This is a genomic window from Nesterenkonia halotolerans (assembly GCF_014874065.1).
Lineage (GTDB): Bacteria > Actinomycetota > Actinomycetes > Actinomycetales > Micrococcaceae > Nesterenkonia > Nesterenkonia halotolerans.
In genome coordinates this window covers 1,546,989-1,561,186 of the sequence record NZ_JADBEE010000001.1, presented here as the reverse complement: position 1 = coordinate 1,561,186, position 14,198 = coordinate 1,546,989, and the positions used below count along the sequence as shown (strand labels likewise).

Here is a 14,198-nt window from a genome sequence, read left to right as displayed (position 1 = left end):
ACTCGACCCACCTGCAACGGAGGACACTGTGGACAAACTTCTTGACAAGGGAATGGCTCTCGGAATCTCACTGGGAGGCGGTTTCATCGCCACCCGGATCTTCGATTTCGTGTGGAAGAAGACCACCGGCGATGACGCACCTCGGGTCGCCAACGATGAGATGACGCTCAAGCGCGCGCTGGCCTTCTCCATCGGCTCGGCCGTGATCTCGGCAGCGGTTCAGGTGCTCTCCCAGCGTGGCGCCAGCTCCACGGTGAAGAAGATCCGCGGCAAGTTCGGGGATCGTTCCGAGGTCTGACCCGATGCGCATCGCAGCTGCTCAGATCACCACCGGGCCTGATCCGGAGGCCAATCTCGCGCTGATGCGCGAGTACACCTACCGCGCCTCCTATGCCGGTGCGAAGGTCGTGGTCTTCCCCGAGGCGACCCAGCGAGCCTTCGGGCATCCTCTGCCGCCCATCGCGGAACCCGTGACCGGGCCCTGGGCCGAGGCGGTGCGACGCTTGGCCCGCGAGTTCCGCATCGTGATCGTCGCGGGGATGTTCACACCGGGCGTCCCCAGCGCGGACGGACACCCACGGGTGGTGAACACGCTGCTCGCAGTCGGGCCGGACGCGGACATCGATGTCGCCTACGACAAGATCCACCTCTACGACGCCTTCGGCTTCAAAGAGTCCGACGGCGTCCAGGCCGGTCGAAGCCCCGCCCAGTTCCAGCTCGACGGCGTCACCTTCGGCCTGGCCACCTGCTATGACATCCGGTTCCCGAACCTCTTCACCGCGCACGCCCGCTCCGGCGCGCACGTGACCCTGGTGCCAGCCTCATGGGGCGCAGGGGAGGGAAAGCTGGACCAGTGGCGACTGTTGGCGCGGGCGAGGGCACTGGACTCCACCCAGTACATCCTCGCCTGCGGCCAGGCGGACCCGGCGGCGGCCGGCGTCGACTCAGTCCAGGGCGCGCCCACCGGAGTGGGCCACTCCATGATCGTCTCCCCCTTGGGGGTGCCGCTCGCAGAGGCCGGCGACGCGCCCGAGCTGCTGCTCGCAGAGGTCGACCCCGCGGTGGTCGCTCACACCCGCACCATGGTGCCGGTGCTGGAGAACGCGCGCCAGTTCTGAACGTCGCTGAGACGTCTCGGCTCTGAGCGTCCCTGAAGCGTCGCGTTCCTGAATCGTCTCTGAGCGGGCCAGACGCTCGGCGCGCTAGTCCACCGGATGGTTGACCGGCAGGTCCTGGTCCAGGAAGCTGTTCAGCGCTGCGGTGAGCTCCGGGTCCACTGCGAGACGGTGCTCATCCAGCCGCTCCACGGGTGCGGCGAGCCGCACCGAGGAGAGCAGCCACAGGTGATCGGCCGCGTAGAGGTCCTCCGGAGTCAGCGGCCCGTAGCCGAGCTTCCATCCCGCGCGCTCAGCGGCGGTGAAGATGGCGCCCTGGGTGGTGCCGGGGAGAATCCCGGTCTCCAGTACGGGGGTGATCAGCGTCGGCGGCTCACCCTCGGCGCCGCGCCGGGCGATCAGCACGGTGGAGGTCGGCCCTTCAAGCACCTGCCCGTCGGAGGTGGTGAAGATGACGTCGTCGAACCCGTGGGCATCGGCATGCCGCAGCGCCGCCATGTTCACCGCGTAGCTCAGCGTCTTTGCGCCCAGCACCAGCCAGGGGGCGCGTTCAGCGGCGGTGGAGTCATATCCTCGGTCCAGCAGCGTGACCGCCAGCGGCGTCCCGCGGTTCGTGCGCATGGACTCGGCGACCGGGGTCAGCGTGGCCCAGTAGGTTCCGGCGAAGGCCGGGTCCTCGGAGGCAGGCTCACCCTCGACGCCGCGGGTGGCCACCAGCTTGATCGCCAGCTCCTCGGGCACGCCGCCTCGGGCGCGGTACTCTTCGAGGCCCAGCCCGATGGCGGCCTCCCAAGAGTCGGCGGGCGGGATGCCGATGTCCAGGATGCCGGCCGACCGTCGCAGCCGTGCCAGGTGCGCGTCGAGCTTCCGGGGAGTCCCGTTGACCGCCAGCATGGTCTCGAAGATGCCGTCACCGCGCACGGCGCCGAGATCCGTGATGCGCAGTTGGGGCTGGTGCGGGTCGAATACCAGCCCGGAGGTGTGTTCGGCGTCGATCCGTACAGCGACGGCGGCCACGGAGTCATCGCGAAAGTGCTCAGCCATGGCTACAGCCTAGCGCCTGCAGGCGCATGGTGAGGCCCGCCCGCACTGGGCTCCCAGCGGGCACCCAGTAAGCTGTCCCAGAAGGGTTTGGAGGCGATGACGTGCTGTGGCCGATAAGCGGATTGGGGATCGAGTCCCTCCCGCAGTGGATCTTCCTGAGCATCTTGGTGCTGGAGGTCGGAATCAGGGTCGCCGTGATCGGCATCATCCCGGACAATCGGCGACCGAACACCGCGATGGCCTGGCTCCTGGCGGTCTTCTTCATCCCCGCGGTCGCCCTTCCGCTGTTTCTGCTGATCGGCCGCAGCAAGCTCTCCTCGCGGCGCCAGGAGCGCCAGCGCCGGATCAACGAGGCGCTGCTGGAGGCCACCAGCCACATGGACCTCTCGGATCAGCTCCGCGACTATGACGAGCAGCTCAGCGCCACCGCGGTGATGAACCGCAACCTCGGCGCGTTCCCCATTCAGGAGGGCAACCAGCTGACGCTGATCTCTGACTATCAGGAGACCTTCCACTGGCTCGTGGATCAGATCGACGAGGCTCGTGAGTACGTCCACGTCCTCTTCTACATCATCGGCGATGACCCCGATTACACCGGGCCCGTGCTGGACGCCCTGGAGCGCGCGACGCAGCGCGGCGTCAAGGTTCGGCTGCTCTTCGATCATCTCGGCACTGCCCGGGTGCGCGGGTACCGCAGGCTCAAGCGACGGCTGCGCGCCTCGGGGATCGAGTGGCACCGGGTGCTGCCGGTGCGGCCGCTGCGTCGTCGCTTCTCGCGTCTGGACCTGCGCAATCACCGCAAGATCGTCGTCATCGACGGGCTCACCGCGCTCACCGGCTCCACGAATCTCATCGAGCCGCACTACCAGCGCGCCTCCGCCGTGCGGATGGGGCGTGCGTGGGTGGAGCTCAACGTGGTGCTCACCGGGCCCGCCGTGACCGGGCTCGACATCGTCTTCGCCTCAGACTGGTATGCGGAGACCAACGAGAACCTCGGTGAGAAGCTGCTGGTGGACCTGGAGGCGGACGAGGCGGCCTCCGGCGGCAGCCTGGTGCAGGTGGTCCCCTCCGGGCCAGGCTTCCCCGATGAGAACAACCTGCGGCTCTTCAACGATCTGATCTACCAGGCGACGGACCGGATCGTCATCTCCACCCCCTATCTGGTCCCGGATGACTCCCTGCTCTACGCGCTGACCAATGCGGCGCATCGCAACGTGGAGGTCCTGGTGCTGGTCTCGAAGAAGGCAGACCAGTTCACCGTCCAGCACGCCCAGCAGTCCTATTACCAGATCCTGCTCGAGGCGGGCGTGCGGATCTTCCGCTATCCGGACCCCGACGTGCTCCACGCGAAGTTCATGATCATCGATGACGACGTCGCAGTGCTCGGCTCCTCGAACATGGACATGCGGTCCTTCTCGCTGAACCTGGAAGTGACGCTGATGATCGTCGACGACGCCAAGGTCGCCGAGATCGAGGGGGTCTTCACGCGCTACCTCATGCTCTCCACGGAGCTGGACCTCGCCCAGTGGTCCACGCGTCCCTGGTACGTCCGATACCTCGACAACACCTTCCGGCTCACCTCCGCTCTCCAGTAGTCCTCATCTCCGCAGCCTGCGCATCTGGTCAGAGGCGACCACCCTCGCCGGGCTTCCTGGGGTCAGGCTCCCGGGACGTTATATACTCTCTGCGGTGAAGGCCGGGGCATGCCCCGGCTCCGTTGCACCGTGCACCGATGAGACCCGAGGGAACATGACCGGAATGCGTTCTGCCGCTCGAGGAGCCGCGCCGCCCAAGGCCCGCGCTCCCGGGTTCACGGCGCTGATCGCCGCAGCTGCACTGTCGGTGACAGGCTGCGCCCAGGGTGCCGGGGATCCGAGTCTTGCCAGTGATTCAGCCTCCGCAGCTGATGTCGCCGACTCATCAGATGGCGCCGAGTCCGGTGCCTCCTCCGCTGAGTCGGGCGCCGCGTCCAGCGAGTCCGAGCCTGACTCAGGTGCGTCGAGTTCTCCAGCGGCGGAGGATGCGGAGTCCGAGAGTGAGCCCGAGGAGCTGCTCGAGGAACAGGAGATCGCGGAGATCCTGCTGACGGAGAGTGAGCTCCCCTTCACCCCGGACCGTCATTCAACCTTCACCGGCCTGGATTTCTTCCAGGAGCAGCTGGCGGTCGAAGAGGACATCTACGCCGAGAACTTCGGCGACGGAGCCTGCGCCGCGGCGATGGACCGAGTCAACGCCGAGCTGGTCGGAGAGAGCCCGCAGGGCGGCGTCGTCCAGGAATATGAGCACCAGCTCGAGGACCGCACAGAAAGTCTCTATGTGTGGATGCTCGGCCTCGAGGAGCCGCAGGACTCCGCAGCCGTCTGGGATCAGGTGCTCGACGCCTGCGCGGGCACGCCGCTCCGCGGTGAGACAGACTCAGTGCAGGTCAAGCCCTTCGAGGCCCAGGAATTTGAAGGCATCGAGCTGGACATGGACGTGCACAACGGCGAGGACATGGTCGAGGTGCTCGGTTACTCAGCAAGCGTCGACTACGGCAGGCACCTGCTGATGGTGAGCGCGGCCAACATGGAGGCCGAGACGTTCAGCACGATCGTGGAGCTGCAGGCCGAGAAGCTCGCCGCCTACCGCTACGAGAACGCCGACTAGGACGCTGGACTGGGCTGCAGCGCCTGCTCTTCGGCGCCGCCGCTCTCAGGAAACTGCGCTCCGAGCGCGGCCAGCACGCCGCGCGACTTCACCTTGACCTCCTCCCACTCCTGTTCTGAGTCGGAGTCGGCGGTGATCGCTCCTCCCAGGCCGAGATGAAGCCTGCGGGATTCTGCTCCTCCGGTCAGCACGGCGGTGCGGATCAGCACCGCGAGATCGGCTGCCCCGTTGCTGCTGAAGTACCCCGCCACCCCTGAGTAGGGTCCGCGGGCACCGGATTCGAGGCGTTCCAGGATGTCCATGGTGGAGATCTTCGGCGCTCCGGTCATGGACCCGGGTGGAAAGGCGTCGGCGATGACCCGCCCCCGGGAGGTCCCTGCGGGGATCTTCGCGCTGATGGTGGACACCAGCTGATGCACCGTGGGGTAGCTCTCCACGGCACAGAGCCGCTCGGTGCGCAGGCTGCCGGGGACCGCGTGGATGGAGAGGTCGTTGCGCACCAGATCCGCGATCATCACGTTCTCGGCGCGGTCCTTCGGATGGGTCGCGAGATCCTCCACCAGGCGACGGTCCTCGGCGGTCGTCCGGCCCCGGGGCCGAGTCCCCTTGATCGGTTCGGAACGCAGCGTGCCGCCCTGGCTGATGCTCAGAAACCGCTCCGGTGAGGTGGAGGCCACCTCGGTCTCCCCGATTCGCAGGAACTGGGTGAAGGGTGCCCGGTTCTGCGCTCGCAGCCTCGTGAAGAGCTCGAGGCCGCGGCCGATCGCTTCAGTGCTCGCCGAATCCGCGCCCAGCGTGGCGGTCACCGCGGTAGTCAGGCAGATCTCGTAGCTGTTGCCCGCGGTGATCTCACGCTGAGCGGCCTCGATCGCCGCGAGATACGCACTGCGTGAGTCCCGGCTCTCCAGGTTCTCGAGTCTCAGCCGATGCTCATTCTGCTCGGGCTCTGCCACGCTCGCTGTCTCGGGTTCGGGTCGCAGCTGGGACAGCGCCCGCCGCACCAGCTCCGGCCACGCTGCGGCGTCCTGGGCCGCCGACTCCAGCCACTGCAGCTCGAGCTGCCCGCTGGGATGGTGCAGGACCACCGCGTGGGTGGCGCGGAAGAGGCTTGCCTCTTCGGTGGGGAGGCTCTCGCGTGCTGGGGCGGGCTCCACGGGGGAGCCGGCCTCACGCTTGAGCTCGTAGCCGAGCCATCCCACCCAGCCGAGACGGAAGCTGGGGGTGTCCGAGGGCTCCTCGTGTGACTCCGGCCGTTCGGGGGTGTGCCGGTCGACTGGCCGCTGGCCGTCGGTTCGCTGTTCGCGGAGCCAGTTCTGCTCGAGCCAGGAGAAGAACGGCTGCTCCCGCTGGCTGGTCTCCCCGGGGGTGACGAGGGTCGTCACTCCCGCGGTGTGACTGACCGTGCCGGCGTGCTCACCGAAGGAGAAGGCGAGGATGCTCTGTGCGCTGCGGCTGGGCTGGTCGGTGGAGGCATGATCGCTGCTGTCGAGCAGGGCGGCGGGGGCCTCCGGCAGCAGGGCGCTCAATGCCTTGAAGAGGTGCAGCGCCAGATCTTCGGATCCAGGAGTTCCGGATCCAACGCCGTCGCCCTGGTCGTGCCGCTTCAAGATGCTGCTGCGAAACTGAGCTTCCGCCACTGAGAAGGCCTGTCCCGCCGCTGTCATGGGTCAAGGATGGCACAGGCTCCGCACCTGCGCCGCGCTACGATGACGCTCATGGCATGTGAGGCACAGCGATCCGGCACTGCGGAACCGCGTCGGGGGCGGCCGCGCAGCGAAGCATCCCATCAGGCGGTTCTCGATGCCACGTCCCGGCTGCTGAGCCAGAGCTCCTACGAGGAGCTGACGGTGGAGGCCATCGCCTCCGAGGCGGGCGTCAGCAAGCAGACCATCTATCGCTGGTGGAGATCCAAGGCTCTGGTGGTGCTTGAGGTCATGCTCACCGGCGATGCGGAGTTCGAGATCGTCCCGATGCCATCCACGGGGGATCTCCGCCGGGACTGCCTCAGTTGGGTCCGTTCCATGCTGGTGGAGGCCTTCCAGGAGACCCATGTAGGGATGGCACGCAGCCTCGTCGTGGCAGGTCTGCAGGGCGACGCCGGCACCGAGCGCCTGCTCCAGCGCGCCAGCATGTGGGACCACGGGCCGCTCGCCGAAAGGCTGCGCGAAGCAGAGCGGGCTGGTGAGCTGCGCGAGGGTGTCGACATCGCCGCGGCAGCCTCGGCCATGGGGGATCCGCTGATCTTCCGAATGCTCATCGGCTCCGCCCCCTCGCTGAGCTGGGCCGAGTCGCTCGTCGACGTCGTGGTGACGGGTCTGCTGCGTCCGGCAGAGACCTCTGGGTCTTCCTGAACTGCTATGAAATTTGTCACATATGGTACGCAGACCCGACTGAGTGAATTTCGAGACGCGGCGTTCCGTTTATGATCGACCCATGGCAAAGCTCCTTTATCGCCTCGGCCTGCTGTCTGCACGTCGAGCAAAAACGGTCGTCGCAGCGTGGTTCGTCCTGCTCGCCCTCGCTGTCAGCTCCTTCCTCGCCTTCGGCGGTCAGCTGACAGACCAGATCAGTCTTCCCGACCTCGAGACCACCAAGGTGGCAGATCGACTGGCGGACGAGATGCCCGATTCCGGTGGAGGCAACGCCTCAGCGCTGCTGCGCACGCAGGACGGTGAACCGTTCACGCAGGAGCAGAAGGACGAGATCGCCTCTCTGATGGAGGAGCTCGAGTCCGACGAGGCCATCAGCAGCGTGACGGACCCTTTCGCCACGCAGTCCGAGCTTGAGGATGCGCGCAGCGACATCACCGATGGTCAGGACGAGCTCGACGCCGGTCGTGAGGAGCTCGAGTCCAGCCGCGAGGAGATCGAGGCTGGATTCGATCAGCTCGAACAGGGTCAGGAGCAGCTCGATCAGGCCATCGCGCAGGCTCGCGAGCAGGGCATCTACGAGGCCGCGGCTCCGCAGTTTGAAGCCCAGCAGGCCGAGATCGATGCCAATCGCGAGGCGCTCGAAGACGGTCAGGAGGAGCTGTCCTCCGGAGAGGATGAGCTCTCCGAGGCGCAGACCGAGCTGGAGCGCGGCGAGGCGCTGCTGGAGCTCTCCTCCGGCGCGCAGGTCCTCTCCGATGAGGGCGACGTCGCCGTGCTGATGATCAACTTCGACGAGCCTATGGAGAGTGTGGGCACCGAAGAGCTCGCCTCCATCTCCGAGGAGCTCAGCAACGCCGACATCGACGGCGTGGACGCGCTTCCCGGTGGGGACCTCGATATGGAGCTGCCGCACCTGTTCTCCGTGGCGGAGCTCATCGGTCTGATGATCGCCGCCGCCGTGCTTCTGATCATGCTGGGCACCCTCATCGGCGCAGGACTGCCGCTGCTCAACGCTCTGGTGGGCGTGGGCGTCGGTGTGGCCGGCGCGATGGCCCTCTCCGGGGTCGTCGAGATGATGTCGATGACTCCCATCCTGGGCCTGATGCTCGGCCTCGCGGTCGGCATCGACTACTGCCTGTTCATCATCCACCGGCATCGTCGCCAGCTGAAGGATGGCATGGCCCTCCACGACTCCATTGCTCTTGCCACCGGCACAGCAGGAAATGCGGTGGTCTTCGCGGGAGCCACAGTGGTCATCGCGCTGCTGGCACTCAACGTCACTGGCCTGCCGTTCCTGGCGCTGATGGGCACGGTCGCGGCCGCCTGCGTGGCCATCGCGGTGCTCATCGCCGTGACCATGACCCCGGCGATGCTCTCGATCGTCGGTCACAAGATCCTGCGCGGCAAGGAACGGCGCCACATGGGCGACTTCCGGGCGAAGCAGGTCACCGAACCGATGGGCCACGGCAAGGCAGTCGTCATCGCGGCGCTGGCGCTCCTGGGGCTCGGTGTGCTCTCGATCCCGACGTTCGATCTCCGTCTGGGTCTGCCCGATGCAAGCTCCAACGCCGAAGACTCGGCCTCCTACCAGGCGTACCACGCCACTGAAGAGGCCTTCGGAGCCGGAGTCAACGGCCCGCTGCTGGTGCTGGCGGACATGCCGGAAGGGCTCGACGACGCCGCGGCCCAGGATTATCAGGTCGAGATCGGCAATGAGCTGCTGGCCAATGAGTCCATCGCCGCAGCGGTGCCGGCGGCCTTGAACGATGACAACACTCTCGGCGTCTTCCAGGTCATTCCGGAGGACGGCCCGGCGGCCGAGTCCACCGAGGAGCTCGTCCATGAGTTCCGTGCCGGTGGGATGCTGGACGGCACCGAGGCGGCCGACGTCGAACTCTCGGTGGCAGGCATGACCGCAGCACAGGTCGACATGTCAGATGTGATCTCTGAAGCCCTCCCGTTCTACCTCGCTCTGGTCATCGGGCTCTCGCTGCTGCTGATGATCATGGTGTTCCGTTCGATCCTGCTCCCGGTGATCGCCACCCTCGGGTTCATCGGCTCCTTCGCAGCGGCGGTGGGCATCGTCGTCGCGGTCTTCCAGTGGGGCTGGTTCGCCGATCTCGTCGGCGTCACCGAACCCGGTCCGATCGTGACCTTCCTGCCCGTGCTCATGGTCGGGATCCTCTTCGGGCTGGCGATGGACTATCAGCTCTTCACCGCCTCGGGGATGCGGGAGGCCTATGCCCACGGCTCTGCACCGCGCCTGGCGGTGCGCCAGGGCCTCCATGCCGGGCGCTCGGTGGTCACAGCCGCCGCGCTGATCATGTCCTCGGTCTTCGCCGGGTTCATCTTCACCGACGACCCGATGGTGGCCTCCATGGGTCTCGGGCTCGCGGTTGGCGTGCTGCTCGATGCCTTCGTGGTGCGGCTGCTGCTGGTGCCCGCCCTGCTGCACCTCGCAGGGCCGGCCGCGTGGTGGCTGCCCAAGTGGATGGATCGCATCATTCCCGATGTGGACGTCGAGGGCGCCAAGCTGGAGCGCAAGATGGTCGACGATTCCGCAGGCCGGGATACCTGAGTCCAGACATGAGAAATGCCCGGCGCCGCGGGAGCGGTTGCCGGGCATTTCTGTGTCCGCCTCACAACGCCGGGAGGCTGCGGGCCTGGGGCCGTGAGGCAGGGTGGGTCGAGACGGCGGGGCTGAGCGCCTCAGTCGTCCTCGTCGCCGCCCTGCAGCGGCTCGTCCAGCAGCTCATAGACACCGTCGATGATGCGGTTCGGGCGGAAGGGGAAGTCGGCGATGCTGGCGCGGCTGGAGAGTCCCGTCATCACCAGGATGGTGTGCATTCCGGCTTCCATGCCGGCGACGATGTCGGTGTCCATGCGGTCGCCGATCATGGCGGTCTCCATGGAGTGTGCGCCCAGGTGGTTCAGCGCAGATCGAAACATCATCGGGTTGGGCTTGCCCACCACATACGGCTCCCGGCCCGTGGCCTTGGTGATGAGTGAGGCGATCGCGCCGGTCGCGGGCAGGACGCCCTCGGCGCTGGGGCCTGTGGCATCCGGGTTGGTGAGTATGAATCGGGCGCCGTCGTTGATCAGCCGCACGGCCTTGGTGATGGCCTCGAAGCTGTAGTTCCGAGTCTCGCCCACCACCACATAATCGGGGTTCGTCTCCGTCATGATGAAGCCCGCCGCGTGGATGGCGGTGGTCAGGCCAGCTTCACCGATGACGTAACAGCTGCCCTGGGCATTCGACTCCGGATCGATCTGGTTCGCCAGGAAGGTGGCACTCGCGAGGGCAGAAGTCCAGATCCGTTCCTCGGGGACGACGAGCCCGGAGTGACGCAGCCGAGCGCTGAGATCCCTTGCCGTGAAGATGGAGTTGTTCGTCAGCACCAGATAGGGGAGATCCTGTCGCCGCCACTGCTCCAGAAGCTCGGCGGCACCGGGGAGTGCCTCCTGCTCTCGGACGAGCACGCCGTCCATATCGGTCAGCCAGCATTCAATATTCTCACCATTCATGCCCTGATCTTATGTCCTTCGCCTGTGGGCCCACTAGGAGGCGGGTGCTGGGCGCCTGTCGATCGCGCCTCGGCCGGTCCCGCGAAGCTGTCGAATCGGCAGGTCTTGACCCTGCTGTGCCACTATGGTTCATTAGTAGAGTAATGAACCATTGAGGTGATGGACTGGCTATGCTGCTCTCGTTGCCGAAGGAAGGGTGGTCAGTCTGTGGAAGAGGGTCGAGCACTGTTCGTGCAGATCGCAGAGCAGTTGGAGGCTTCTGTGCTGGACGGTTCGCTGGCTGAAGGCGAACGCGCCCCCTCGACCAATGAACTCGCCACCTTTCATCGCATCAACCCGGCGACGGCGGCCAAGGGGATCAACCTCCTCGTGGATCGCGGGATCCTGGTCAAGCGCCGGGGGCTGGGGATGTTCGTCGCCCCGGGTGCTCAGGAGGTGCTGACCGCACAGCGTCGTCAGCAGTTTGCTGCGGCCTACCTCGATCCGATCCTCACCGAAGCGCGCGCCGTCGGGCTCTCGGTGGACACCATCATCGAGATGCTTCGCTCACGCGCGTGAACAGCGCACCGAAGCGCTGAAGGAAGGAGGCGGACATGAGGACCGCCATCGAAATCACCGGGGTCTCGCGGCGATATCGCAGCATGACTGCGCTGGCCAACGTCTCACTGAGCCTGAAGAAGGACGTCATCCACGGGCTGCTGGGTCGCAACGGCGCCGGGAAGACGACTCTGATGTCCATCGCCACGGCCCAGGACTGGCCCAGCGAGGGAGAGGTCAGGATCCTGGGCATGCGTCCGCACGAGAACGAGCAGGCGCTGCCTAAGATCTGTTTCGTCCGTGAAGAGCAGCGTTATATCGACGATGCCCTCGCCAAGCATGCCTTCAGCGCCGCGGCACAGGCATTCCCACGCTGGGATGCTGAACTGGCGACCCAACTCGCCCGCGAGTTCAGGGTCCCGGAGAAGACCCGGATCAAGAAGATGTCCCGCGGACAGCGTTCTGCCGTGGGGGTCATCATCGGCATAGCATCGCGCGCCGAGGTGACCTTCTTCGACGAGCCGTATATGGGCCTCGATGCCGTGGCTCGCCAGCTCTTCTACGACCGGTTGCTCCAGGACTATGCCGCCCACCCGCGCACCGTGGTGATCTCCTCTCACCTGATTGATGAGATCGCGCACCTGATCGAGAACGTGGTGGTCATCGACCAGGGTCAGATCCTGCTCCAGGAACCGGTGGAACAGCTGCGCGATCGCGCCGTCACCCTGGTCGGCCGAGCAGACGCAGTAGCCGAGATCGCAGGAACCCGCGAAGTCCTTCATCACGAGGCCATGGGGCGCATCGTGCGGACCACGGTGCTCGGAGCGCTTGACCACGCAGATCGCAGGGCCCTGGATGAACGCGGGGTGGAGATCGTTCCGGTTTCTCTGCAGCAGCTCGTCGTGCGGCTCACTGCACGCCATGGCACGTCAGACCAGACCACGATGGAACTATCCGAGGAGGTGTCCCGATGAGCAGCGCCCCAGTTCGATCAGCGGCAGTTCCGGCGGGCCAGGAGGAAGCAGCACGTTCGAGCTTTTCTCGGGTCCCCGCGGCCTTCAAGCTGCAGTTCACCGTCCCCTCGCAGATGATCTGGGTGCCACTGAGCGTGTTCTTCCTCGCCTGGGCCGTAGCCATCGGCATCGGACTGTGGATCCGGCACATCACAGGGGATGGAGCGGTCATCCACACAGGTGCGTCGCAGGCCACGATCTGGTGCTTGGCGTTCATCGCGGCCTACTCGGCCTCTCACACGTTCCCTTTTTCGATGGCGTTGAGCTACAGCCGCCGCGTCTTCGTGCTGGGGGCCTTCCTGGCCTTTGCGACAGTCTCCGCGGGCTTCGGCGTGCTGTTCACGATCGGCATCCTCTTGGAGCGGGTGACCGGGGGATTCTGGGCGGAGAGCTACACCTTCGACATCCCAGCCGTGACGCAGAATGCCGGGGTCCTCGGCGCCGGGCTCCTGGCCAGCGCTGTGTGTCTGTTTGCGATGATGTTCGGGTTCTTCTGGTCCATCCTCTATCGCCGTGTCAGTCTCATGCTGCTGTGGGTGATCGCGCTGGGTCTGATCGCAGCCTTGGCCGTCATCCTCATGATTCTCACGCAGAACGGCTGGTGGCCCCAGGTGGGGGACTGGTTGTCGGTGCAGAGCTCCTACACGTTCGCGGGCTGGGTGCTGCTGCTCACCCTGGGCCTCACCGCAGTGAACTACGTAGTGATCAGGCGGGCAGTCCCGTCCCCCTGAGTGAACTGCTCGAGGGCGGCCGGCTCAGATCGGGACGCATGAGAAAGGAGTCCCGGATCGGCCAGCGTGAGGGGGACGCTATGTCGGCCGATCCGGGACTCCCGAATCACTCGCACCTTGATGAGGTAGTCACTACTCTAGGAAGTCTTCTTGGACGGGCACTTGCAATTAGCTGTTAAGTCACTGGGAATATCTTCCCCACCCTGCGGACAAGAAGAAGCCCCGAGTCGACCAGCGTGAGGGACGCTATATGTGGCCGACTCGGGGCTTCCGAATCACTCGCACCTTGATGAGGTGGTCATGACTCTACTGACGATTCTTGGCAGTTCTCAGTGCAAATCCTGGGAAGTTCCTGGGTCTTTTTCCGGAGGCTATTTCTCGGCAGGCCGAGGGGCTCCCGGGTGAAGAATGAGGCGGCCTCCGTCGAGCGAGATCTGGTGGGTCTTCACCGGGGTGAGGGCGGGGAGGGTCTCCGGGACCCCCGTGCGCAGGCAGAAGGCGGAGGCGTGCATGGGGCACTCCAGAGTGTCCTCCTCCACGTAGCCGTCGGAGAGCGACACCGCTTCGTGGGAGCAGGTGTCGTCCAAGGCGTAGAAGCCGCCGTCCTCGGCGTGGACCACTGCGATGTCGTCATCCCACCCGGTGGTCTCTGCCGCGACGCGGAACGCCTCCCCTTCCGGATACTGGGCTGCAGGGCCGAGGTCTACAGGGGGGAGTGGTTCAGTCGATGACATGGGAGTGCCTCTCACAGAGATGGATATGTTCTGCCTGTATTGTCTCAGCGGGCGTCAGTAACCGCGCAGCTCCTCGAGCTGGCGCCGTTCTCGCTTGGTCGGACGGCCTGCGCCGCGTTCCCGCACGGGAAGACCGACGTCACGGGGACGTATGCGCTCCGGGGAATGGTCCCGGTAGGCCTGCTGGGCCACGGGAGCTCCCACCCGTTTGGAATGCGTATGAACGATGTCGAGGATCAGCTCGTGTCCTGGTCTCCGCACGTGGATGCGCGTTCCGGGGCGGACTCGCACCGAAGCCTTGACCGGATCTCCGGCGATGGTGATGTGCCCGGCACGGCAGGCTGAGGTGGCGGCGGATCGCGTCTTGAACAGTCGCACGGACCAGAGCCAGGCGTCGATGCGAACCGGGGCGCTCGGACCGGTGGGGGCGGTCTCAGTCATCCCACCAGTCTAGGAGCAGTCCGGGAGTGTGTGGAATGCA

Annotated in this window: 14 protein-coding genes; 9 read left to right on the top strand and 5 right to left on the bottom strand. The window is 66.0% G+C overall.

The features are described 5' to 3' along the window. Positions 1–28 precede the first annotated feature (28 nt). Together H4W26_RS07155 and H4W26_RS07150 are read left to right on the top strand one after the other, a co-directional pair. A complete protein-coding gene (locus tag H4W26_RS07155) occupies positions 29–298 on the top strand; it encodes a DUF4235 domain-containing protein (RefSeq protein WP_192591396.1) in 270 nt (89 codons plus the stop codon). Between the two features lie 4 nt (positions 299–302). After that, positions 303–1,118: a carbon-nitrogen hydrolase family protein gene (locus H4W26_RS07150; protein WP_192591395.1), complete on the top strand. Its 816-nt coding sequence runs from the start codon at positions 303–305 to the stop codon at positions 1,116–1,118. An 84-nt stretch (positions 1,119–1,202) separates the two neighbouring features. Here the strand turns inward: H4W26_RS07150 and H4W26_RS07145 are convergent, their stop codons facing one another. Next, a complete protein-coding gene (locus H4W26_RS07145; RefSeq protein ID WP_192591394.1) occupies positions 1,203–2,159 on the bottom strand; it encodes an aminodeoxychorismate lyase in 957 nt (318 codons plus the stop codon). Between the two features lie 101 nt (positions 2,160–2,260). On the opposite strand from H4W26_RS07145, the gene cls reads away from it, so the two are divergent. Both cls and H4W26_RS07135 read left to right on the top strand, forming a co-directional pair. Beyond that, positions 2,261–3,754: a cardiolipin synthase gene (cls, locus tag H4W26_RS07140; RefSeq protein WP_192591393.1), complete on the top strand. Its 1,494-nt coding sequence runs from the start codon at positions 2,261–2,263 to the stop codon at positions 3,752–3,754. 154 nt (positions 3,755–3,908) lie between these two features. Further along, positions 3,909–4,805 carry a hypothetical protein gene (locus tag H4W26_RS07135; RefSeq protein ID WP_192591392.1) on the top strand — a complete coding sequence of 299 codons (897 nt, stop codon included), beginning with the start codon at positions 3,909–3,911 and terminating at the stop codon, positions 4,803–4,805. Here the strand turns inward: H4W26_RS07135 and H4W26_RS07130 are convergent. After that, entirely contained in the window at positions 4,802–6,469 is a 1,668-nt protein-coding gene (locus tag H4W26_RS07130) for an anthranilate synthase component I family protein (RefSeq protein ID WP_192591391.1), read from the bottom strand. The two genes, H4W26_RS07135 and H4W26_RS07130, sit on opposite strands and share 4 nt — an antisense overlap. A gap of 51 nt (positions 6,470–6,520) precedes the next feature. Between H4W26_RS07130 and H4W26_RS07125 the strand changes: the two genes are divergently transcribed. Together H4W26_RS07125 and H4W26_RS07120 are read left to right on the top strand one after the other, a co-directional pair. Next, a complete protein-coding gene (locus H4W26_RS07125) occupies positions 6,521–7,156 on the top strand; it encodes a TetR/AcrR family transcriptional regulator (protein WP_192591390.1) in 636 nt (211 codons plus the stop codon). A gap of 82 nt (positions 7,157–7,238) precedes the next feature. Next, a complete protein-coding gene (locus H4W26_RS07120) occupies positions 7,239–9,755 on the top strand; it encodes an MMPL family transporter (RefSeq protein ID WP_192591389.1) in 2,517 nt (838 codons plus the stop codon). A gap of 131 nt (positions 9,756–9,886) precedes the next feature. On the opposite strand, the gene H4W26_RS07115 is transcribed toward H4W26_RS07120, so the two are convergent. Then, positions 9,887–10,702 carry an HAD-IIA family hydrolase gene (locus H4W26_RS07115; protein ID WP_192591388.1) on the bottom strand — a complete coding sequence of 272 codons (816 nt, stop codon included), beginning with the start codon at positions 10,700–10,702 and terminating at the stop codon, positions 9,887–9,889. 207 nt (positions 10,703–10,909) lie between these two features. On the opposite strand from H4W26_RS07115, the gene H4W26_RS07110 reads away from it, so the two are divergent. The 3 genes from H4W26_RS07110 to H4W26_RS07100 are packed head-to-tail and all read left to right on the top strand — an operon-like array spanning position 10,910 to position 12,983. Further along, positions 10,910–11,260: a GntR family transcriptional regulator gene (locus H4W26_RS07110; RefSeq protein ID WP_318779798.1), complete on the top strand. Its 351-nt coding sequence runs from the start codon at positions 10,910–10,912 to the stop codon at positions 11,258–11,260. A gap of 35 nt (positions 11,261–11,295) precedes the next feature. Further along, complete coding sequence (locus tag H4W26_RS07105) at positions 11,296–12,213, top strand: ATP-binding cassette domain-containing protein (RefSeq protein WP_192591386.1); 918 nt, start codon at positions 11,296–11,298, stop codon at positions 12,211–12,213. After that, positions 12,210–12,983: a hypothetical protein gene (locus tag H4W26_RS07100; RefSeq protein WP_192591385.1), complete on the top strand. Its 774-nt coding sequence runs from the start codon at positions 12,210–12,212 to the stop codon at positions 12,981–12,983. The genes H4W26_RS07105 and H4W26_RS07100 overlap by 4 nt, the downstream gene beginning before the upstream one ends. A 371-nt stretch (positions 12,984–13,354) precedes the next feature. On the opposite strand, the gene H4W26_RS07095 is transcribed toward H4W26_RS07100, so the two are convergent. After that, complete coding sequence (locus H4W26_RS07095) at positions 13,355–13,717, bottom strand: non-heme iron oxygenase ferredoxin subunit (protein ID WP_192591384.1); 363 nt, start codon at positions 13,715–13,717, stop codon at positions 13,355–13,357. Positions 13,718–13,771: 54 nt separating this feature from the next. Next, complete coding sequence (locus tag H4W26_RS07090) at positions 13,772–14,158, bottom strand: RNA-binding S4 domain-containing protein (protein ID WP_192591383.1); 387 nt, start codon at positions 14,156–14,158, stop codon at positions 13,772–13,774. Positions 14,159–14,198: the final 40 nt, after the last annotated feature.